General features: G+C 47.5%; 22 protein-coding genes and 2 pseudogenes. 5 read left to right on the top strand and 19 right to left on the bottom strand.

From position 1 onward, the window contains the following. Positions 1 to 113: 113 nt before the first annotated feature. Positions 114 to 599, top strand: a pseudogene (locus U8U01_RS03075) (ABC transporter ATP-binding protein); the annotation flags it as partial. Here the strand turns inward: U8U01_RS03075 and U8U01_RS03070 are convergent. Next, positions 595 to 1,095 carry a tyrosine-type recombinase/integrase gene (locus tag U8U01_RS03070; protein WP_367575594.1) on the bottom strand — a complete coding sequence of 167 codons (501 nt, stop codon included), beginning with the start codon at positions 1,093 to 1,095 and terminating at the stop codon, positions 595 to 597. The pseudogene U8U01_RS03075 and the gene U8U01_RS03070 sit on opposite strands and share 5 nt — an antisense overlap. Between U8U01_RS03070 and U8U01_RS03065 the strand changes: the two genes are divergently transcribed. After that, complete coding sequence (locus U8U01_RS03065; RefSeq protein WP_322170372.1) at positions 1,082 to 1,207, top strand: hypothetical protein; 126 nt, start codon at positions 1,082 to 1,084, stop codon at positions 1,205 to 1,207. The two genes, U8U01_RS03070 and U8U01_RS03065, sit on opposite strands and share 14 nt — an antisense overlap. Positions 1,208 to 1,251: 44 nt before the next feature. On the opposite strand, the pseudogene U8U01_RS03060 reads toward U8U01_RS03065, so the two are convergent. The 6 genes and pseudogenes from U8U01_RS03060 to U8U01_RS03035 all read right to left on the bottom strand — a co-directional run. Continuing rightward, a pseudogene (locus U8U01_RS03060) lies at positions 1,252 to 1,353 on the bottom strand (tyrosine-type recombinase/integrase); the annotation flags it as partial. Between the two features lie 354 nt (positions 1,354 to 1,707). Next, the gene (locus U8U01_RS03055) at positions 1,708 to 1,950 is read right to left on the bottom strand and encodes a hypothetical protein (protein ID WP_322170197.1); all 243 of its coding nucleotides are present in this window, start codon (positions 1,948 to 1,950) and stop codon (positions 1,708 to 1,710) included. A 90-nt stretch (positions 1,951 to 2,040) separates the two neighbouring features. Further along, positions 2,041 to 2,631 carry a MobP3 family relaxase gene (gene mobP3, locus U8U01_RS03050; RefSeq protein WP_322170360.1) on the bottom strand — a complete coding sequence of 197 codons (591 nt, stop codon included), beginning with the start codon at positions 2,629 to 2,631 and terminating at the stop codon, positions 2,041 to 2,043. 12 nt (positions 2,632 to 2,643) lie between these two features. After that, positions 2,644 to 3,081, bottom strand: a complete 438-nt coding sequence (locus U8U01_RS03045) for a hypothetical protein (protein WP_322170195.1) — start codon at positions 3,079 to 3,081, stop codon at positions 2,644 to 2,646. After that, the gene (locus U8U01_RS03040; RefSeq protein WP_322170192.1) at positions 3,060 to 3,350 is read right to left on the bottom strand and encodes a hypothetical protein; all 291 of its coding nucleotides are present in this window, start codon (positions 3,348 to 3,350) and stop codon (positions 3,060 to 3,062) included. Before U8U01_RS03040 ends, U8U01_RS03045 begins: the two co-directional genes overlap by 22 nt. A gap of 285 nt (positions 3,351 to 3,635) precedes the next feature. Further along, the gene (locus U8U01_RS03035; RefSeq protein WP_322170190.1) at positions 3,636 to 4,217 is read right to left on the bottom strand and encodes a GNAT family N-acetyltransferase; all 582 of its coding nucleotides are present in this window, start codon (positions 4,215 to 4,217) and stop codon (positions 3,636 to 3,638) included. Positions 4,218 to 4,446: 229 nt separating this feature from the next. Between U8U01_RS03035 and U8U01_RS03030 the strand changes: the two genes are divergently transcribed. Further along, a complete protein-coding gene (locus U8U01_RS03030; protein WP_322170187.1) occupies positions 4,447 to 4,911 on the top strand; it encodes a DUF6076 domain-containing protein in 465 nt (154 codons plus the stop codon). A gap of 381 nt (positions 4,912 to 5,292) precedes the next feature. On the opposite strand, the gene U8U01_RS03025 is transcribed toward U8U01_RS03030, so the two are convergent. The 4 genes from U8U01_RS03025 to U8U01_RS17425 form a co-directional block, all read right to left on the bottom strand. Then, entirely contained in the window at positions 5,293 to 5,763 is a 471-nt protein-coding gene (locus U8U01_RS03025) for a MerR family transcriptional regulator (protein ID WP_322170185.1), read from the bottom strand. Positions 5,764 to 5,899: 136 nt separating this feature from the next. After that, complete coding sequence (locus tag U8U01_RS03020) at positions 5,900 to 7,687, bottom strand: ABC transporter ATP-binding protein (protein ID WP_322170182.1); 1,788 nt, start codon at positions 7,685 to 7,687, stop codon at positions 5,900 to 5,902. Then, the gene (locus U8U01_RS03015; RefSeq protein ID WP_322170180.1) at positions 7,684 to 9,474 is read right to left on the bottom strand and encodes an ABC transporter ATP-binding protein; all 1,791 of its coding nucleotides are present in this window, start codon (positions 9,472 to 9,474) and stop codon (positions 7,684 to 7,686) included. The genes U8U01_RS03020 and U8U01_RS03015 overlap by 4 nt, the downstream gene beginning before the upstream one ends. 236 nt (positions 9,475 to 9,710) lie before the next feature. Next, on the bottom strand, positions 9,711 to 9,950 hold the full coding sequence (locus U8U01_RS17425; RefSeq protein WP_367575593.1) for a M23 family metallopeptidase: 240 nt from the start codon (positions 9,948 to 9,950) through the stop codon (positions 9,711 to 9,713). Positions 9,951 to 10,542: 592 nt separating this feature from the next. Between U8U01_RS17425 and U8U01_RS03010 the strand changes: the two genes are divergently transcribed. Continuing rightward, positions 10,543 to 10,842 (top strand): nucleotidyltransferase domain-containing protein, encoded by a 300-nt coding sequence (locus U8U01_RS03010; protein WP_322170177.1) that lies wholly within the window; start codon positions 10,543 to 10,545, stop codon positions 10,840 to 10,842. A 360-nt stretch (positions 10,843 to 11,202) separates the two neighbouring features. Here U8U01_RS03010 and U8U01_RS03005 read toward each other — a convergent pair whose 3' ends face one another. From U8U01_RS03005 to U8U01_RS02975, 7 genes are all read right to left on the bottom strand, one after another. Next, positions 11,203 to 11,481 carry a tyrosine-type recombinase/integrase gene (locus U8U01_RS03005; RefSeq protein ID WP_322170174.1) on the bottom strand — a complete coding sequence of 93 codons (279 nt, stop codon included), beginning with the start codon at positions 11,479 to 11,481 and terminating at the stop codon, positions 11,203 to 11,205. After that, positions 11,471 to 12,412 (bottom strand): tyrosine-type recombinase/integrase, encoded by a 942-nt coding sequence (locus U8U01_RS03000; protein ID WP_322170171.1) that lies wholly within the window; start codon positions 12,410 to 12,412, stop codon positions 11,471 to 11,473. The genes U8U01_RS03005 and U8U01_RS03000 overlap by 11 nt, the downstream gene beginning before the upstream one ends. A 109-nt stretch (positions 12,413 to 12,521) precedes the next feature. After that, complete coding sequence (locus tag U8U01_RS02995; RefSeq protein ID WP_322170168.1) at positions 12,522 to 13,526, bottom strand: relaxase/mobilization nuclease domain-containing protein; 1,005 nt, start codon at positions 13,524 to 13,526, stop codon at positions 12,522 to 12,524. A 1-nt stretch (position 13,527) separates the two neighbouring features. After that, a complete protein-coding gene (locus U8U01_RS17545; RefSeq protein WP_437124381.1) occupies positions 13,528 to 13,938 on the bottom strand; it encodes a plasmid mobilization protein in 411 nt (136 codons plus the stop codon). A 296-nt stretch (positions 13,939 to 14,234) separates the two neighbouring features. Next, on the bottom strand, positions 14,235 to 14,531 hold the full coding sequence (locus U8U01_RS02985) for a helix-turn-helix domain-containing protein (protein ID WP_322170162.1): 297 nt from the start codon (positions 14,529 to 14,531) through the stop codon (positions 14,235 to 14,237). Between the two features lie 74 nt (positions 14,532 to 14,605). Next, entirely contained in the window at positions 14,606 to 14,818 is a 213-nt protein-coding gene (locus U8U01_RS02980; protein WP_322170159.1) for a helix-turn-helix domain-containing protein, read from the bottom strand. Positions 14,819 to 14,934: 116 nt separating this feature from the next. Next, complete coding sequence (locus tag U8U01_RS02975; protein WP_322170156.1) at positions 14,935 to 15,312, bottom strand: sigma-70 family RNA polymerase sigma factor; 378 nt, start codon at positions 15,310 to 15,312, stop codon at positions 14,935 to 14,937. A gap of 791 nt (positions 15,313 to 16,103) precedes the next feature. On the opposite strand from U8U01_RS02975, the gene U8U01_RS02970 reads away from it, so the two are divergent. Continuing rightward, positions 16,104 to 17,333 carry an MFS transporter gene (locus tag U8U01_RS02970; protein ID WP_322170153.1) on the top strand — a complete coding sequence of 410 codons (1,230 nt, stop codon included), beginning with the start codon at positions 16,104 to 16,106 and terminating at the stop codon, positions 17,331 to 17,333. Positions 17,334 to 17,527: 194 nt separating this feature from the next. On the opposite strand, the gene U8U01_RS02965 is transcribed toward U8U01_RS02970, so the two are convergent. After that, positions 17,528 to 19,204 (bottom strand): recombinase family protein, encoded by a 1,677-nt coding sequence (locus tag U8U01_RS02965; RefSeq protein WP_160572950.1) that lies wholly within the window; start codon positions 19,202 to 19,204, stop codon positions 17,528 to 17,530. Positions 19,205 to 19,218 lie beyond the last annotated feature (14 nt).

The raw sequence follows: 19,218 nt of genomic DNA, 5'->3' as shown, positions 1-19,218 counted from the left end.
GTGCAGGCTATCGCTTTCTTTTAAATTTTATAGGGAAATTTTGTTTTTAGGACATTTCTGCAACAATTCACGTTTATGATGTGCCTATCAATAAAAGAAAGGCAGGTATTTATATGAGCATTTTACAGACAACCGATTTAAAGAAATATTATGGAACGGAGCCGAACATCACCCGCGCCCTGGACGGCGTGACCTTCTCTGTGGAGCAGGGAAAGTTTGTGGCCGTGGTGGGAACCTCCGGCTCCGGCAAATCCACGCTGCTTCATATGATAGGTGGGCTGGACACCCCCACCTCCGGTGACGTGATGGTGCGGGAAAAGGAGTTGGCGAAAATGAACGACGAGCAGCTCACCATCTTCCGCCGCCGCAACATCGGCTTCATTTTCCAGAACTATAACCTTGTGCCAATCCTGAACGTCTATGAGAACATCGTCCTTCCGGTGGAACTGGACGGCGACACGGTAGACCAGAAATTCATGGATGAAGTAGTGCAGATGCTGGGTCTGGAGGAAAAGCTGAAGAACATGCCTAATAACCTTTCCGGCGGTCAGCAGCAGCGGGTAGCCATTGCCCGCGCCCTGGTAACGAAGCCTGCTATTGCCTCAAATCGTGAAACCGTATCTTGGGTAACCCCGCCCTTTCAAGTACCCGATGTAGCATATGCAGGACGCTATCTGGCGAGATTGGCCCACCGTTGGGCGATGGAAATACATACTCACCGGCTACTTTGTTCCTCTGTTCCTGGAGAATTTCTACCGCATCTGCCCCAATAGACAGGGTTCTGTAGGAATTCTTTGTCTTTAATGGGGCCTCCACGACTTCCCCATTGATCCTGGCTACCTGCCGTTTCACTTGGATAGCGCCTGTGTCCAGGTTAATATCGTCCCACTTTAGGCCCAGCAGTTCGCCACGGCGTAAACCTGTTGCTAACTCAAGGTAGTACATCTCGAACACGCCGCTATTCTTGGCCTCACGGAAGAACGCAGCCAATTGGTCAGCGGTCAGCGTTTTCATCTCTTGGTGCTCAACCTTTGGTAGGGCACAACCGTCTGTGGGATTGCTTGAGATAAGTTTTTGACTTTTGGCAAGTTCCATTGCGGACGAAATCACCTGGTTTATGTTCCGCACAGTTTTCGCGCTCAAGCCTTTGGGCTGTTGCTTGGATTCCGTGCGCTCTACCCTGCCGCTGGTCAACAGCTTTCTGTAAAGAGCTTGGACTTCCAGTGTGGTCAGCTTACCGAGCGGTATCTTACCTATGTTCGGCTTAATATGATTTTCAATATAACCCTTGTATGTTTTGTGTGAGGATTGGCGTACCTTGATTTTGGCGTAGTTCTCAAACCATACGTCCATCCATTGGCCTACCGTGTACTGACCGGCTTTGACGATATCCAAGCCTTTGTTGTCCTCAATAGCCCTAGCAAGTTTCTCCTTGACCTCTGCTTGCGTCTTACCAAGCACGTTCTTGTAAATTACCTTGCCGGACTCAGGGTCACGGCCTGCCGTGTACCTGCCCTCCCATCGGTCATCTTTCCGTTTGCGTATATTGCCCTCGCCATTTGCTCTGCGTTTCGCCATATCTTGGCCCCCTTTCTGACTACCAACACTACCACATAGCACCCGCCTATGTCCACTGACATTTTTCTTACTTTTTCTGGTTTCCCTAAAACCGTATTCTTTGTTTTGCACCGCAAAATTTGAGGGAGACTACATCCTCATCCCATAGTCTTCATCATCCGTCTCCTGCCGGACACCACGCTCCGTTTTTAACCCATGGGCCACTTTCTTTTGCTCTATTTTACTTCTGAGCTTGCTATCTATCTGAGTATTCAGCCGTGCCACCTTCTTGTCATAGCTCTTTGAAATCAGCTTACACAGAGCGCCGACCACTGACTGAATCGAACCACCCACATCAAAATTTTGAGAGTGTTCCGTTTCCATAATCTTCATTGCCAGTGTCGCGTTTCGCACGATAATGTTCTTGATACTGCGGAACTCCGGGTTATCCTCCAGAGCAATATCCGGCCCCTTCTTCTCAAACTAGAGCGATAATTTCTCCCGGTTGATCTTGTTCCACTCCGAATTCAACTTTGCGATGTCATCGTCTTTTGCAAGCTCAGCCACAATTTTGTTGACCGTGTCCTTAACTTCTTTCGGCAAATATCCATACTGCTTGCGCCCTTTGCAGGTCTTTAGCTGCGAAACCAGTTTCAAAAACAGCATTTCAACTTCAGAAGTCGGTGCATACGACTTGCGAATTCTTGCAAGCAGTTTCTCCATTTCCAGCTTACTTTCCTTTTTCAGACGGTTGCGCAGTTCTGTTTCCATCGTGAACAGCTTGTACTGCTCCAGCCGAAAAATGTCATTGCCCAGCGCACTTCGCAACTCCGTAATCCCCTTTTTCGTCAGCCATCCTTGCTTTGCGTCCTTGGAATAGACTATCAAGTGCATATGCGGGTGGTGCGTGGTGTTATGAAATACACCGTACCATTGCAAACTACTGATGTCGATTTTCTGAGCCTCAGCCAGTTCGGTGACGTTCCTGCGCACCAATTCCCGCCATGCCTCAGCAATATTGTATCCTAACCGTTCGGCATCCTCGCGGTGTAAACTGATGACATGGGTCCAGATGATACCCTTGTGCTAGCCAACTTCCTTGGCAACCGAATCCAAATCTATCTTGTCATCGGTCTGACTAAAGAGGCCATGTGCTCCCAGCTTTTCCACTCCAGGCCGCTCTGCCATGTAGCTGACCAGCTTGTCTAACTCGCCTATGCGGTCGGCGTTGCGCTCGATGAAAGCGTCAATGAACTCGCTGGCATTGCTCTTGTTGGGAGATTTTTTGTAGTCACTATATTCCAAATAGTCCTTTGAGGAAAGGTCAAACTTGATAATTTCCTGCACCAATCGCTGCTGCCGCGCTGTGGCCGGGGAGTTATCAATCCCCTCGGCAACCTTCTCAACGCCTTCACGAGTACCCATATACTTCACCAAGTCTGTTGCCGAACGCTTTGGGGTGTTCCGCATATATCTGCTACTGACAATTATTTTCGCCGTAATCAGCCACCTCCATTCTGCCACTCGTCGGCGTCCTCGAAGGTCAGAATCCCATTTGTCCGCGCTACTTCTTGGGCAACATTGAACCGTAAATATTCCAGAGAATCATCTGGAATATCATTGACCGCCGCAGTGATGTTGCTGATAATCCCCATCTCCACCGCCAGCTTAAACAGCATCTCGCATACATCTTTGCCGAGGGAACGCACCTCGCTCTTGATTGCTCCTGCCAACATTGGAGCCAAGTAATTGATGTTTTTCTGCTGCCGGAGGTACCCGATATAGAACTCCACCTCCTTTCAAACAAAGTCCCCTTTCGAAGTAGCGTTCGCCGCTGGCAGCATTTCCTCAATCTCTGCGACCATTGACGGCCGCATCCAGTACGCATATTTTTGCTTTTTCTCGCTTAAAAGTTCTCCTTTGATACCGCCCTCACAAATCCATCACATCGCGTTTAGCAGCGTAGGTCGTTCCTCTCTCCAAGGGTTCGCCTAAATTGTGCTACACGGCTTTCACACTGCTTAACAGCGTTTCTTAGCTGCGCATCTTGTACAGCAATTGCTAGAGCATGGAAACGATCAGAGACGCTTTTCCAGCACTACATCATCATACAACTTACCATCCACAAGATGAACGTCTTTCTTACGGCGGACTTCCACAAATCCGAGTTTCCTGGCACAGCCCAGCATCCTTGTGTTGCCGGTCCATGTTTCCAGAATAAACCGATGTTCTCCTAAGCTGAGGTAATACTCCATAAGGGCCATCAGCACCTTCACGCCGATTCCTTTGCCCCAGAAAGGCATCTCGCAGATTTCTATGCCAAGACCACGAACTGAGCGGTTTTCCACAGCGTTCTTGCTTTGGTCGATAGTATCCCAGGGTGTAGGTCCGAGGTCCTCGTCCAGGAAGTATGAGGAAACCATCCCAATATGCTGCCCGTCCACCTCGATCTCAAACCGCCACCTTATCGCGTCTTCGGACAATTCTGATATAACTTGGCTCATGTCAGCGAGTAATTCATCTGGGGCGACAGGCTCCATCCGCATCCACGGAGTGTCGGCATAAAACCAGTCGGTATCTATGTTTGTCCAACGTACCTCGTCTTCCACATCGGATAGCTGATAGTCACGCAGGACGATATTGTCATAGACGATTTCCATATTCTTACCTCCGCGTATACGCAATTTTAAGGAATCCGTTTTGTGAGTTCATAAGTATCCAAATTATTATAGCACGGGAAAATAAAGATTGCAATGGGACTTAGAAATATGATTCGGGCTAACTCGTACTCGACAAACAATTTGGATTATGGCATACTGACTTTGGCATTGCAGAGCAAAAAACTAGGGTCATCTACTTTTAAGTTGTCTTTTCACTAAGTTCAGAACTGTGCTCTTTGTTATTTTGTTATGCGGCTCAAATTTTGAACGTATTACGGAAGTCCAGAGAAACTTATATGAACGAACTGGTAAGGAGACCTTTGCGGAAGTATTGCATCCAACCTACCTCTCTGATTTCGTCGAGTTCTCCCTTCGCAAGTGTGTTAAGCGGGAACAGCGTATGCGTATCTGTTCCTATTGTGGAAAATACTTCGCAATCCCCCGACACAACACGGCGGAGTTCTGCAACCTTACCGTGGACGAAAACGAACATACCGGTCGAGAGGTAGGCGCAATCAAGCGCTGGGCAGAGAAGAAAAACTCAGATGAGTTATTCAAGAAGTACCGGCGGGAGTATAAGAAACGCTTTAACTGGATTAAGGCGTGGAAGATTAGTCCCGGTGCGTTCTATGCTTGGAGTGCCACTGCCAAGGGTAAATGGGACGAGTGCGCTGCCGGCAAGGGCGTCTTTTGATGAATTTAAGGAGTGGATGGCAGAATCGTGAATCGCTTTTCTTTGTTTTGCAGTACAAATTTTGACATTGCTATAAGTTTCTAAAACGAGTACCGACTATTCATCCTCCCTTCCCAACGCACGATTGGCTCTATGCGCAAGCCATGATTAACCATAATCACAGAAAGAACCCCCACAGCCAATAGAACCCCAAACGACACAGTAATGTAAATCACATTCCAAATTGGACTCTCGCTGCGTTCGAGATAAACATTAGCTTTGCTATCGCCGTTCTTACAAGCAATCTAACGGTATATGTATATAGAAATCGGCACGATACAATATAATATATTATTGAAAGCGATAAATGCAAAATTACGCTAAAGCCCTGCACACATTGCCTTACAGCCACAATGTTTCGCTCAGAACTTTCTGTCCTTTGACATCTTCAATACATACCATTTTTACCAGTAGCCATGCTCTTTCTTCTTCTGTCATTACGGTTATTTTTTCCGCGGTTTGAGAACCTTGCAAATTACGAATAATATTATCCAGACATTCTTCTTTGTATTTCGCAGAATCTATTGTTTCCTGCCATGCCTGCCGTTTCTTTTCAAGCATTTCAAGCAATGGTGTTTTCGATGTTTTCCCATCAATGATCATCTTGATCTCATCAAGAGAAAAACCTAGTGCTTTTAACTCTATCAGTGCATTTAACTGCTGAACCTGTTCTGCTGAATAGTAACGGTATCCATTCGTGGTATCTACTTTCACCGGCTTAATAATACCTTTCTTTTCATATAAACGCATTGCCTTTCTTGAAATTCCAAAAAAGTCTGCAATTTCACCAATCAACATGAGTTCATTTTTCATAAAAATCCTCTTCTTTTAAGAATTATCTATGCGACTATTCTTCTAATGTATAAATTTGTGAGACTTCTGGCATGATAGCGGGCAGCCTGCAGGGAAACAAAACCTCTGTTTTCTTCATATTGTACATTGCTATTAATTAAGCATTCTGATTTTCATACCACTGTGCCTGTGACATGAACAAAACATAATATGTGCCTTTTTTATGAATCAGCTCATCATGGGTTCCAATTTCTGCAACACAGCCATTTTCCATAACAACGATCCTGTCTGCAATTCGGGCACTTCCGAGTCTGTGAGTTACAAGCACCGTTGTTCTTTCATCAGATATCTCTTTGAACTTCTTATATATCTTTGTCTCCTCAATAGGATCGATTGCTGCAGTAGGCTCGTCCAACACAATTACTCTACTGTCTCTGTTGATACCTCTTGCAATAGAAACTCTCTGCCACTGTCCGCCTGAAAGGTCGAAACCGTCAAACTCACGGGAAAGCATGGTTTCCAAACCGTCTGGATAAGACTGTGATTCAATATCCACATCTGCTTTCTTTAAGGTTTCCAGCAGTGTTCCGTCTTCCCTTTCCGCATCAAGATTGCTAATCATAACATTTTCACGAAGAGTCATCTGATATTTCTGGAATTTCTGGAATACACCGGACATAAGTCCATAAAGGCTCGATGACTTAATATCCTTTGTGGGTATACCGTCTATTGTTACACTGCCACCGGTGGGCTGATATATACCTGTAATCAGTCTAACGAGAGTTGATTTTCCGGCTCCGTTATGTCCCACAATTGCAATGGTTTCACCCTTACTAATTGTCAGATTAACATCTGTCAGAGATTCCTCTTTCGCTCCCGGATATTTAAAGGAAACATTCTTAAGTTCAATCTTTTCACAGAAATCATTTACCTTTGTTTCACCGTCTGTTTCGGGCATATCTATGAAATCAAGAAGGTTGTTGATTAAACCGCTGTTTTTACCTATATCGCCCACAAGATGAATCAGTTCTCCGACCATTTCCTGCATCTTTACGATTGCCGTGAATATGGCGGCAAATGTACCCGCCGTAATATCGCCTGTAAGCAATGCTTTAACAAAGAGCAGAAGGGCAACCAGATAACCCGCAAGGCCCATTCCTTTTCCCGCAAGATCAAACAGACAGGCTCTCTTTGCCACCTTAAGGCTTTTCTTATTCAAAACAACCATTGTGTCATAATAAAGTTTCTTAAAATAGCTCGTTACGCCCAGAATTCTCGTTTCCTTGAAATATTCCTTGGCGCAGATGGTGCTCTCATAATAATCATAGGATCTTCTCAGCGGAGCAATCTCATCCTCAAGATTCGCGTACATACTTACCTGCACAAGCTTTGTCAGAAGACAGGGCATCATGGAAATGACAATTACAATTGCCAGAATCGGCTTAATAGTAAAAATCCATATTCCCATAAACAGCACATAGGGCAGGAAAAATGCCATCATCATGATAAATGAAAATACCATGCTGAAGATATTATGGATTCCCATCTCGGCCTTGTTGATGCTGTCCAGAGTTGATGCATTTTCATATTCGATGGCTCCAATTTTAGATATCTTAAGATGAACTTTCTGCATCAATTTTCCGATAACTTTCTGGTTAAATGGCAGATACAGGAAATTGTTAAGTGCGTTAACAAGCTCTGCCAGAATAATAACCACGCCGTACACAATAAGAGAAATATATATGGTCTTTATGTTTCTACCTATATTTATTACTTCACTGGTGGTATCATAAAACTTCTGCAGAAACAAAATCTTTACTGCCCATGACAAGCCATGGAGTATTGTAATTACAATGAACAATCCAAAAAAGAAGGGTGTTGCCTTAAATACAAGAGGCGTTATTCTCTTAAGTATCTTAGCGGGACTTATTTTCTTTTCACTCATTGATACCACATCCTCTGACTGTCATACATCGTATAGTAAAGCTGCTTTGCAGCCATAAGTTCATTATGCGTTCCCTGTTCCTCTATATGTCCGTTATCAATTACGTAAATATAGTCTGCCAGCTTAACCGAGCCCAGTCTGTGACTGAAGAACAATGTGGTTCTTCCTTCACAAAGCTTTGCAAATTCACGATAAAGGTTACTTTCCGCAATGGGATCCAAAGCGGCTGTGGGTTCATCCAGTACACGAATCGGTGCTTCACTTACAAAGCATCTTGCAAGGGCGATTCTCTGCCATTCACCGCCGGAAAGATCCTTGCCTTCTTGTGCCAGCTTACCCAGCAATGTATCCTTACCATCCTCAAGGCCTTCCATAACCGAGTCCAGTTTAAGGGCAGCTATGGCATGGTTGATTGCTTCATCATCCGCTTTGCCAACGCATCCTATGGCGATATTATCCCAGATTGAAATGGAATACCTTGCAAAGTCCTGATAGACAACGGAATAAAAGGCTTTAAGCTGAGCTGCCGAATATTCTCTAAGATCCCTTCCGTTCATAAGTATCCTGCCCTCATAATCCTGATAAAGGCCTGTCAGAAGTTTGGCAATGGTACTCTTTCCCGCTCCGTTTGCTCCAACGAAAGCATAATGCCTGCCGGCTTCTATCTTCATATTCATATCCTTAAGAATATAGGTTTCCGTACTGGGATATTTGAAGGTTACATTCCTGAATTCCAAAGACTTAAATTCTATACCGCCTTCAGGTACAGCATCCGCATTATCATACTGTTCAAATGCTGCAAACTTTGTAATCTCCTTAAGGTATTCGATATGTGTGGATACAGCCTCAATTAATCTTGTGAGTGACCATGACATGGTGTGTACAAGCTCAAAGGTTGCATTTATCAGTGAAAAGAACATACCGATTGTAATAACTCCCGTTGCAACCGGGTTGATAAGCATTGCCGCAATAAAGGTACACAGAAATGCTGTTATCATACTTCCGGATTTAAGCTTTACAAACCATTTGGCACGTGTCCTTGTTTCCATTTTTCTGGAAATCTCATACTGCTCAAACCACTTGTCATTAAGCTTTTCGTTATATCCGAATACCGTTCTCTCATCAACATTTTCTCTTCCTGTCATTACGGTAGTGAGATATTTGTATTTTCTCTGATATTTGGTAATCTCTTTATTGGCCTCATAGGTTGCCTTTCCGCTTATGAACGAAAGATAGAGAAGCGGTATGGCAACAGCTATAATAATCAGTGCAACCCAGGCAATCTGTGTAATAAGGACAATAAGCAGTCCCGCAATTGTCATAAACAGTGATATCAGATTGACTACATTTGTAAAGCCGTCTATAAACTTATGCTCCATTGTGTCGGCAACACGGTTCATTAAATCCATACTGTCCGTATTTTCAACATACTTAAACGCAATCTTTGAACATTTTTCAACATATGCGCCCTTAAGACTGACCCTCATATCCATCTCGATTTTGTTGGCAAGATATGCCTTTATGGGCTCAACAAGCCATTGATATGCTATAACCCCGATAACAATCGCCAGTGAAATATATACCGCTCTTTTTGTTGCGGAGCCGTCTATAAGTCCCAGCGCATTATCAATAAATCTTGCATGAATAATAACCTGGTAGATTGGCAGAATTGCAACAGAAAAAGACAGAATTAAATACAATATCGTACACACAGGTGAACTGATTATAGAAAATCTCAGGGAATCCAAATATGTATACTTTTTCTTCTCAAAACGTATTTTCTTCATTTTCCGCTCCTAAATTAAGGCAATACTGCACAGAGATTGTGCATGAGAAGTCGCGCAAGAGTTAATCTTCGATTAACTCCTCAGATTATTTCGTCAGATGTGCAGTGCAGCCAATCAGACCATTTATGATCTTGCGATTCTGGCAAGCGAAAACTGTGCGCTACGACGAAAAAAGTGCAAGCAAATCGTATTCAAAGGCCGTAGGCCGGTCTTTGTGCGGTGTTGCCTTAAGTTTCTTATAGTATAAACCATGTCCCAAGGTCAATGTCAAGTGGAAAAAGTATCTGAAGCTGTCCCCCGATTCCAAAGTCCCCATTATGACACAGATCCAAGTGCAAATGCGGCCCGGTAAAGTTGCCGGTGCTGCCGATGTACCCCACAATCTGTCCCTGCGTGACTGTTTCGTCCGGAGCTACCGCTAGCGCGGACAAATGCGCATAAGCGGAGATCCACCCATCCCCATGCTCCACAAACACACTGTTGCCAAAAGATCACATCCCGCCCACACCATTAGCAGGTATCCATCCTGCGTATAGGGGACAGTTCCAGCCGCCACCGCATAGGCCGGCCGTAGCAATTAGCAAATGAAATGTCGATACCGTTGTGACCTGGGCAAGTGTCCCAGGTATGGCCGGGAAACGGATATGCAAACCGTCCATCTGCAATAGCACTGGCGTCGCCCATACCACCCACGTTACGTGTCCATATACTACTCCGACGCTGAGGCCGCCCGGGAGCGATCGCGGATTTACTACCACCTGGAACCGGCATCGGGTGAGTATAAGCAAAAGCTCAGAGAGGAATATGAACAGGTGACATTGGGGGTTCGGAGGTTTTTGGATAGTTGCGTGGCAAAATGAATATGCGCCTTCTTTGTTTATGCAGCGCAAATTTTGACTTCAAAAAAACCTTCCTTTTTCGTATATCTTATGGTATACTATGAGCAGTAAACTGGATTTTGTGAGGCTTTTCAATGAATGAATTTGCAAAAACAGCATATTGGCTGGACTGCGCGGATTATGACCTGCAAACAGCAAATTTGATCCGTAAAACGGAGGAATTATTGTCATGGATAAAAACAAAGTGTTAAAGCTGGCAAAAAAATATGCTGACGGGGTTCGTGAAGAACTCAAGGTTCAGTCTGTTGTCCTTTACGGCTCTCAGGCAAAAGGGACTTCCAAAGAAAATAGCGATATTGATATTGCCGTTATTGTTGACGATGTTCCTGGCAATTATTTGGACAGTGTTGCCTTTTTGTGGAGGCTTTCCCGAAAAGTCAGCGCGGATATCGAGCCTGTCCTTTTGACCGCTGCGGATTCTGACAGCGGTTTTCTCCATACTGTCCAGGAAACCGGGAATGCCGTTTGACCCATAAGCTGACCCAGAACCAGAAAAACTCAGTGGACTGGACAGGGTCAGACCTTCGGGTTTTGGCCAGAAAATCGAGCAAAAAGGGGCAGAAACGCCTAGAAATGGCTGGAAAGATCGGTTCACCACAGCTCATAACCCGAAGGTCGCAGGTTCAAGTCCTATCCCCGCAACCAATTTCCCCCGAAACTTCTGGGAGTTCCGGGGATTTCATTTTGGTTTTCCCTTTGTGACCCATTTCATGACCCATACCAGAACCCGCTCGGACGTTTTGTGGTTCTGCGACAGCAGAATCGCAAAACTCCGGGAGAAACCGCTTGCGGTTTCTCCTACCCATCACGGGGAAACGACCGGGGACTTCTAAATACTGCCGGAGAGTAAGCTGCCCATCGTCTTGGCAGCCTCTTTCTCTGCGGCGGTCGTAACGTGGGTGTAGGTGTCCAGGGTGAATCCAGCGGAGTAGTGGCCCAGCATACTGCTGACGGTTTTTATGTCTACACCGTTTTGTAGCTCGGCAGTTGCGAAAGTGTGCCTGAGTGAATGTAGGCCCTTCTGTTCTATTCCTGCGGCTTTGAGAATCCGGTAGTACCGCTTGCGGAAGTTGACCGGGCGAGTGTAGTCGCCCTTCTCATCGCTCACAAGGGGCGCGGTGGGGCCGAAATCGCGCTCCTGGCGTAACCCCCCTTACCGCCTGCTCTGCGGCCTTATTCAGCGGTACACGACGCTTACTGGTGGCTGTTTTGGTCTTGCCGACCTTGACCTCTCTGCCTGGCTCAAAATTCACGCCATCTCGCTTGCAGACTTCCTTTACCCCTTGGCGCACCTCCAAATATTTGCCCTCTAAATTGATGTCGCTGTTGAGCAATCCCAGCAGTTCCCCTGTGCGCAGGCCGGTGTTCAGCATGAGGATGTATGCCGCTGGCTGTTGGTACTTGGGCTTGCCGTTGGAGTAAATACTGAACGCCTCGGCTTTGAATTTCTTGATTTCTGCTGGCGTAAACACTGTAACCGTTTCCTGTGTAGGCAAGTCTTCTTTGTTCTGCGCGGCCATAAAATTTGACTTCTTTATCATGGGTACGCTGTTCATAGGATTCTTCGCTAGGATTTCCTGCTGAGTCAGGTAGCGAAAATACTCGTTGAGGACAATACAAACTTTCTTCACTGTGGTGTAAGCGTACCCCTCACCCATCCAGTAGTTTAGCAGTTCCTTGAGGTCTGCGGCGGTGATGTCCCCAACTACTTTCTCTCCAAGCAGAGGAAAAATCTGGTGCTCCACGGTACATTCACAGCGGTCGTAGGTTGTGCGCTCCACCGAGGGAAACTTGAATACTTGGAGCCAGTGGGTCATGCTCTCTTTCAAAGTCTTGCAGGACTCATCTGACTCCTGCAAAGCATCGTTAAAAGCCGCAACGTAGTCGGTCATTTTCTTGGTAACCGCTGCCTTGGTGGTGCCTGAGAAACTTTTTCGCTTACGCTCCCCTTTCTCGTCCATATACCAAACTGTGCCACCCCAGCGGTCGTCTGTACGCTTAAAAGCTTTTCCGTTAGTCAACAACTTCTTCTGAGCCATCTGTCAGCCCTCCTTTCTTGACACAACACAATACCATAATGTTCCGGCAATGTCCAGAGAATTTTTCTTCCGTATTCTTTGTTCTGCGTCGCAAATTTTGAACGCCCTATTACATTGAAAAACTATAATCGTAGTCATAATCCTCATCACCGAAGCGCTGACCATGAGCCAACTTTTTGAGTGCCTCCCGGCTGCGTTGTTTGCTCTCCGACCAGGTGGGGATGGGCGGCAGCTCTAGTGTGTCCAATGCCTGTTCCAAGTACCGCCCAAACTCTACGGCATTGTACGCCAACTCGCCCATCCAGCCTTCCTCCGGCTCCTCGGTTCCCGGTGTGAATCCAAATACCTGCCGGAAACGGAACAGCATTTCCAGGTTTTCTTTGAGGAAAGTTTCATCATGAAGGCTGCTATCACGACAGCGCCAACCCTCTGGCGTGATGAAAGTAATGTGCTTTCGTTTGTCTGACCAGATTACTTCATAGCCCTCCTGCTCCATGTTCATGATGAAGGTTTCCCGGTAAAAGGCATATTCCAGCGCTTCGTTTATCGCGTGAATCAAATCCAGTTTCCAGCTTTCGCCGCGCAAGCCAGCCTGATACTCTCCGGAGTTCATGCGCTTTTTCTTATCATGCCGTTTTGCTCTTTCTAAAACTGACAGCCCATGTTTCAAACAAATCTCGTCATTTACGTTACGGTGTGCCTGTAAGTCAGCGGCGTTTTGATGCAGTTTTTTACCATCTGCGCAGTTTACAGAGTTGACCACAAGGTGATTATGCAGGTGGCCCGTGTCCAGATGTGTTGCCACCATCACTTCAAAATCCGGGAACTCCCTTGCCGCAAATTCCAGACCGATAGCGTTCACTTCCTGCGGAGTGAGGTCATCTTCCTCTGGGAACGACTGCACGAAATGATAAAACTGTCTGCCGTCAGTCTTGCGAAATCGTTTCTTCGTGGTCATCATCTCAGTGAAAGCACACTGAGGAACGCAGTTATGACCTGTCACAAATTTCAAATCTCCCCACTTGGTTTTGTGATCCTGTGCCACATATTTCAGAACACCCTGCATCACACCTGCTGTCTGCTTTCGATTTCTGATTGCAATGAAGGTAGCCATATCATCCCACCTCCCCGGCAATTATCTCTATCTGAGAACAGATATCAGTGTAAGCTGTTATCAATTCTTCACTCTGTACTACATCAATTCTCCCCATATTCGCCAGCGTAGCCAGTTGATTGAGGTTGCGCCCCTGCGCTTTCAGCTCAGAGAGAATCTCGTCCAAGCCATCCACTCGGACGATTTCTTTACCCAATGCACACTGGACAATGTAGTCCGTCATTGTCATCTTGGCCCTCTTAGCCCGTTTCTGGATAGCTGCTTTTTCGCTCGGCGTGAGCCTGGCAGTAATAATAGTGTTTTTCCTTTTCAGTATAAAATCACGCTCCTTTTTATGTGCCCTTGCCCTTAAAACTCCCCCTTTAGGAGGTCGGGGGGAGAGCCGGGGTGAGCGAGCGCCAGTGGCGCTCATGTGCGAACCGACCGAGCCGACAGGCGAGACCCCGGCTCCTGCGTCCGGCGTATAGCCGGACGCTATGCTTGCCCTGCCCAAGGGCAGGTTTTCTGCGCCCTTTGCCCTTTCATCCTGGAAATCTATCTGCTAAAACCGGGGTTTGCGCTCCTGCTCCATACCTCCGCACAAATCGCCACAAATGCCCTCACAGGTTGTTCTGGACTCTTCTTCCGCTACTTTCCCGACCTCGGGCTAAACCGCCCGACACGGGGCACACAGGACTTAACACGGATTTGGTGTTTTTCGCACCAGTTTCACCTTCTCCAAGTCTTTGCTGCTTGCCTTTCATTGTAGGCATCAACCGCCGGCTGAATAGGAAGAATGGTATAAATCAAGTTGCCATTTCGAACCTGCCCGCCCGCTGATTCATACTTGGTAGGCTCTGTGATAATCAGCGCCTTGTACTCTAACTCCCGCACATATTTCTGCACCGTGTTCCGGCTCATGCCAACTGCCTCGCCTATCGTCTTGTAACTGGGCCAGCACTGATGTGACTTCCTGTCCTCACAGTACATCAAGTAAGCGTAGACAGCCAGCTCCCCAGTAGACAATCCCAAACTGAAAATGGCATTAGGCAGAGGAAAGAAATTCCTGGCTCCTGATTTCTGCTCCTTACCAAAGCAAATTATTTTGCATCACCTCCTACCTGTTTCTCTATCCAGGCGAGAAACTGTTCCTTGGGGACCACCAAGCGTGAACCAATTTTCACCACCGGGAAATCCTTGCGGTGCAGTAACTCGTATGTTCCTGCCGCTGAAATCCCCAGCACCTGTGCCACGGTCTTGGCGTTCAAAAACAGCGGCAGTTCGTCATAGCTTTTGAATTCTGATTGTTTCATTCGCATTCTCCTCTCATCGATTTTTATTTAGTCCCACATAATAAAGGACACTCGCGGACAATTTGTAAACCAAAATTTAGAAAAATTTTTTGAAAGCAAAAAGAATAAGGAGCCCGTCACCAGACGGAACTCCTCAGTTCTTTGTGAACCTTCTTCAGTTGCTTTGAGACTGCCATCTTGGGTAAACCCCGAATTGCTCCGATTTTCTCCAAGGACAACCCCTCGCCATAGCGTAGCTGGATTAATTCCTGCTTGGCCTTATCCAGACTCGCCACAGCTTTTCGCAGATTTTCAAGCCGGAGGTTCCTGGTTGTAAGGTCATCCAACGAGTACAAGCAATAGTTTTTCGGGGACAGCACCGTTTCGAGATCACCTTTACTAAGATGCCTTTTGTCCCGCTTGGCCTCTGCCTGCTCCCGCTTTCTGTCCTGCTCCAGGAATTCTGCGACCTCTTTTGGCACTGAGACCGACTCACCTTCGTACATGATGACCATCGGACTCCTTTCCGTTTAGGAAAGGCCACACAGCGCTGAGCGCCAAATACCGTTCATGATCTCCCGCATCCCGGGCTGATTTTGTGTCCGATGCGCGCCATGAAAGTCAGAGGCCACACAAGTGTAACCTCACCGAAACTGTGTGATTTTAGCTTTCGCTATATTTATTTTAACACTTTCGTGCTGAAATGGCAATACTCAGATTGGAATTGTCTAAAAGGCTTTTCTTTGTTTATGCAGCGCAGATTTGAGTGCCAGAAATGCAGTCGGCTCTGCCGGATGATGTCGTTTTGGTTTCCCCTGCTTGTCTTTTTGACCGTTTTTTCTGCTCAGAAAGCTGGATATTCTTTCGCTTTCACTGCATATCCCGCTCTCAAGAGCTGCCCTCACAAATCGTCACAAATGCCTTCACACGGCGTTCTTCGCCTGCGGGTGGTACTTCTCGACCGCTGCCCCAAATCGCCTGGCACGGCCCTCACAAGGTTCGGATATTGCCTGATGTAAAACAAAATATTTCGCAAAAAGATTGACAGCAAAAATGAGTCATACTATAATAGCGATGGAGTAGTGTTAGGGACTATTCCGCAAAAACATCTAGGAGGTATTCATATGTCAGTCTGCACAATTCAAAACAAGTCTTTCAACGGCGTCCGGGGCGCTCGCCTTTTCTAAAAACAATGGTGGAAATGGGCTGAGTTTGCCCGTCCTGCGCGACAGTTGGGAGCCTGAGAACGGCTTGTTTCACAGAGGAAACAAAACTACCCACTGATTCGTAAAGGAGAATTAAATTCATGTCTACCCAAAAATTCAAGTCCTATTCTGTGTACTTACTGTTCCGTTTTTGTTTTTCCCTGTTCTTTTCCATGGCGACGGTGCTTTCTATCGTTTACCACCTAGAGGTGGTGAAACTGAACGCCTTCCACCTAGTGCTGGTGGGGACGGTTCTGGAAACGGCCTGTTTTCTGTTCGAGATTCCCACCGGCGTGGTGGCAGATTTGTACAGCAGGCGGCGCTCCGTGCTGATTGGGGTGTTCCTGTACAGCATCGGTTTCTTGACGGAGGGTGCGCTGCCGTGGTTCGGTACGGTGCTACTAGCCCAGGTGGTTTGGGGTTGCGGCGACACCTTTATCACCGGGGCTTTAGAAGCGTGGATTGCTTCGGAAGAAACTGGTAAGCCCATGGATAAGGTGTTCATGCGCGGTAGCCAGCTGGGGCAGTTCGGCGGTATTGCCGGTGTCGTAATGGGCACTTTGCTGGGCAACCTTAACCTACAGCTGCCCATCGTCCTGGCGGGCATATCGTGCCTGCTGTTCGGGCTAGTGCTACTCCGTATCATGCCGGAAACGAACTTTTCACCCGCCCCGGACGGGCGGCAAGGCCTGCTCAGGGACTTCGCAAACCTGTTCAAACTGAACCTGAGTTTCGTTAAGGGAGCGCCTGTCCTGCTGGCGCTGCTGGCTATCACCCTGTGCGGCGGTCTTGCCAGCGAAGGCTTTGACCGGCTTTCTACTGCCCACTTTTTGGAGGGTACCGTCATGCCGGATGTCGGCCCGTTGAACAGCGTGACCTGGTTTGGTGTCATCAGCTTAGCGGGAAGTGGCCTTGGAATCCTGGCCTCACAACTGCTGATCAACCGCATGGAGAAAAAAGGAACCATCCGCCGCACTAGTCTTGTGATGTTTGCCAGCGCTGGGTATATCCTGTGCTTGGTTCTGTTTGCCACAAGCCGGAGTTTCTGGCTCATGTTGATTGTGTTCCTTCTGGCCGGGTTGATGCGTACCATCAAAGAGCCCGTGCTGGCCGCTTGGATGAACGATCATGTGGAAGAGAGAATGCGCGCCACAGTCTTTTCAACGAATGGGCAGTTGGATTCCTTTGGACAGATTATCGGTGGCCCTATTGTGGGGCTGATAGCCAAACAGATTTCTGTTTCGTGGGGACTGGTCTGCACGGCGTTCTTGCTGTTGCCCGCGTTAATCCTTGTGCCTGTGGCTGCAAAGGCAGGAAAGAAGAATGTTTGACAAAGCATAATGAGTTCAGTTAAAACGCGCTTATTGCGGGTTGAACCGGAAGAAACTCTTTTCTTTGTTTTGCAGCGCAAAATTTGAACACATATAAATCAATTTGACAAAGCACCTGCAGTATGGTAACATACCTATGATTAACTCCTATTAGGAAAACACACTGTCAAAAGGTTTTTTGCTTTTGGCGGGGGTCAGCCCGCCTCGGCGGTATCGGTGGTGTTGATTTCAATGTACTCGGCAATCTTGCGGAACTCGTCCGCGAACTTGAAATGAACGCTGATATTGCCGTTTTCGTAAACCTTGATATGGTCTACCAAGTCCGTGAGGATTTCACGGGTCAGCGTTTCGATGCTTTGATACTTTGCAAAGGCTACCAGCGCGGGGTGTTCCTTGTCAACGCCGTTTGCCAGCTCCGCACGTTCCGCGTTCAGCCGGGCCAGCACATCCGCAAGCTCGGCGGCCTGCCGTTCATAATCGGCTTTCATATCCCGGTATTCCTGCTGGGTGATCTCCCCGTCTTTCCAATCTTGATACAGTGACTGCTTGTAGCGGGTTATCCGGGTCAATTCCTTTTCCTTTGCGGCTATCTGGTCGTTAAGGCGGTGGGATTGACTTTTTTTCAGCGGGGCCGAGTTGATACGGGCTATCAATTCCGAGTAGGAAACGGCGGTGTTCACTTGATACTGGATAGCGAACAGAACGGCGGCCTCCAGACGGTTGTGCTTGATAGAGTGCATGGAGCAGGCCGTCCGGGAGCGGTTCTTGTAAGTGGAGCAGGCGTAATAGATATTTTTCCCGCTCTGGCTGCGGGTGATGGATTTCCCGCAGTCCGCACATTTCAGAAAACCGCTGAACAAGTGAACCTCCCGCCCTTTGGGGGATGTCCGGGTATCGCGTACCAGCAGGGCCTGCACCTTGTCAAAGGTTTCGTGGGTGATGATGGCCTCGTGAGTATCGGGGACGCGCACCCATTCTTCCTCCGGCACAGCCTCAATCTGGTGTACCTTGTAGCTTTTCACCCGGCGGCGGCCCTGTACCAAATCCCCGGTATAGATGGGGTTAGTGAGGATTTCATGTATCATGCGGGCTCCCCACATGGGGTCGTCCGCCACAGCCGAGGAAACGGGCAGGCCCTTTTTCCGGCGGTAGGCCGTGGGGCTGGGTGTGCCGTGTTCGTTCAGATACAGCGCGATGGCCCTTTTAGACGAGCCTTGCAGGAGCATGGAATAAACGCGCTTGACGATTTCAGCCGCATCCGCATCCACAATAAGCTGGTGCTTGTCCTTTGGGTCTTTGATGTAGCCATAGGGAGCGAAAGAGCCGATGTACTGGCCGTTGCGCCGCTTGTAATCAAAAACCTGCCGGATTTTCTTTGAGGTCTGGTAGCAATAGTTATCGTTCATCACGTTAGTTATCGGAACGATAATGTTTGAAACGCTGTCGGGGTTTAGGTAGCTGTCCACGTTCTCCGCAAGGGAGATAAAGCGGACGCCCATCTGCACAAACAAGTTATCAATCAGACTCCCCGCGTCACTGTAATTCCGGGCGAACCGGGAAAGGTCTTTCACAATCACGCAGTTGATTTTCCCGCTCATCACATCGGCCAAGAGCCGCTGGAAGTTTTCGCGGTTGGCATCCGTCCCGGTGTGCCCATCGTCCACATATTCAACCGCGCTTTCAAATTCGTTCATGTGCCGCCGGTAGAAATCCCCCAGCAGGTCGCGCTGGTTCTTCACGCTGTTGCTGTCGTCCTTGCCCTTTTTCAAATCCTCTTTGGAAAGGCGGATGTATGCGCCTAAACGCCAGCGCCGGATTGTATAGGTAGGGGTTAAAGTCTGCTGATACCCTCTGTTTTTAGCTCGTGCCATTGTTCCTCCTTCCC

The organism is Acutalibacter caecimuris (assembly GCF_034335085.1).
Taxonomy (GTDB): domain Bacteria; phylum Bacillota; class Clostridia; order Oscillospirales; family Acutalibacteraceae; genus Acutalibacter; species Acutalibacter caecimuris.
Note: the sequence above shows the minus strand (reverse complement) of the source record. Positions and strands in the feature narration are given on the sequence as shown.

Excerpts from the sequence above, each read along its gene's own strand:
- U8U01_RS03035 (WP_322170190.1), bottom strand. The coding sequence starts at position 4,217 with ATGGAAATCGTCTATGACAATATCGTCCTGCGTGACTATCAGCTATCC.
- U8U01_RS03070 (WP_367575594.1), bottom strand. The coding sequence starts at position 1,095 with ATGGAACTTGCCAAAAGTCAAAAACTTATCTCAAGCAATCCCACAGAC.
- U8U01_RS03020 (WP_322170182.1), bottom strand. The coding sequence starts at position 7,687 with ATGAGTGAAAAGAAAATAAGTCCCGCTAAGATACTTAAGAGAATAACG.
- U8U01_RS03015 (WP_322170180.1), bottom strand. The coding sequence starts at position 9,474 with ATGAAGAAAATACGTTTTGAGAAGAAAAAGTATACATATTTGGATTCC.
- U8U01_RS02975 (WP_322170156.1), bottom strand. The coding sequence starts at position 15,312 with ATGGTCATCATGTACGAAGGTGAGTCGGTCTCAGTGCCAAAAGAGGTC.
- U8U01_RS02980 (WP_322170159.1), bottom strand. The coding sequence starts at position 14,818 with ATGAAACAATCAGAATTCAAAAGCTATGACGAACTGCCGCTGTTTTTG.
- U8U01_RS17545 (WP_437124381.1), bottom strand. The coding sequence starts at position 13,938 with ATGAGCGCCACTGGCGCTCGCTCACCCCGGCTCTCCCCCCGACCTCCT.
- U8U01_RS02970 (WP_322170153.1), top strand. The coding sequence starts at position 16,104 with ATGTCTACCCAAAAATTCAAGTCCTATTCTGTGTACTTACTGTTCCGT.
- U8U01_RS03025 (WP_322170185.1), bottom strand. The coding sequence starts at position 5,763 with ATGAAAAATGAACTCATGTTGATTGGTGAAATTGCAGACTTTTTTGGA.
- U8U01_RS02965 (WP_160572950.1), bottom strand. The coding sequence starts at position 19,204 with ATGGCACGAGCTAAAAACAGAGGGTATCAGCAGACTTTAACCCCTACC.
- U8U01_RS02995 (WP_322170168.1), bottom strand. The coding sequence starts at position 13,526 with ATGGCTACCTTCATTGCAATCAGAAATCGAAAGCAGACAGCAGGTGTG.
- U8U01_RS03010 (WP_322170177.1), top strand. The coding sequence starts at position 10,543 with ATGGATAAAAACAAAGTGTTAAAGCTGGCAAAAAAATATGCTGACGGG.
- U8U01_RS03055 (WP_322170197.1), bottom strand. The coding sequence starts at position 1,950 with ATGAAGATTATGGAAACGGAACACTCTCAAAATTTTGATGTGGGTGGT.
- U8U01_RS03000 (WP_322170171.1), bottom strand. The coding sequence starts at position 12,412 with ATGGCTCAGAAGAAGTTGTTGACTAACGGAAAAGCTTTTAAGCGTACA.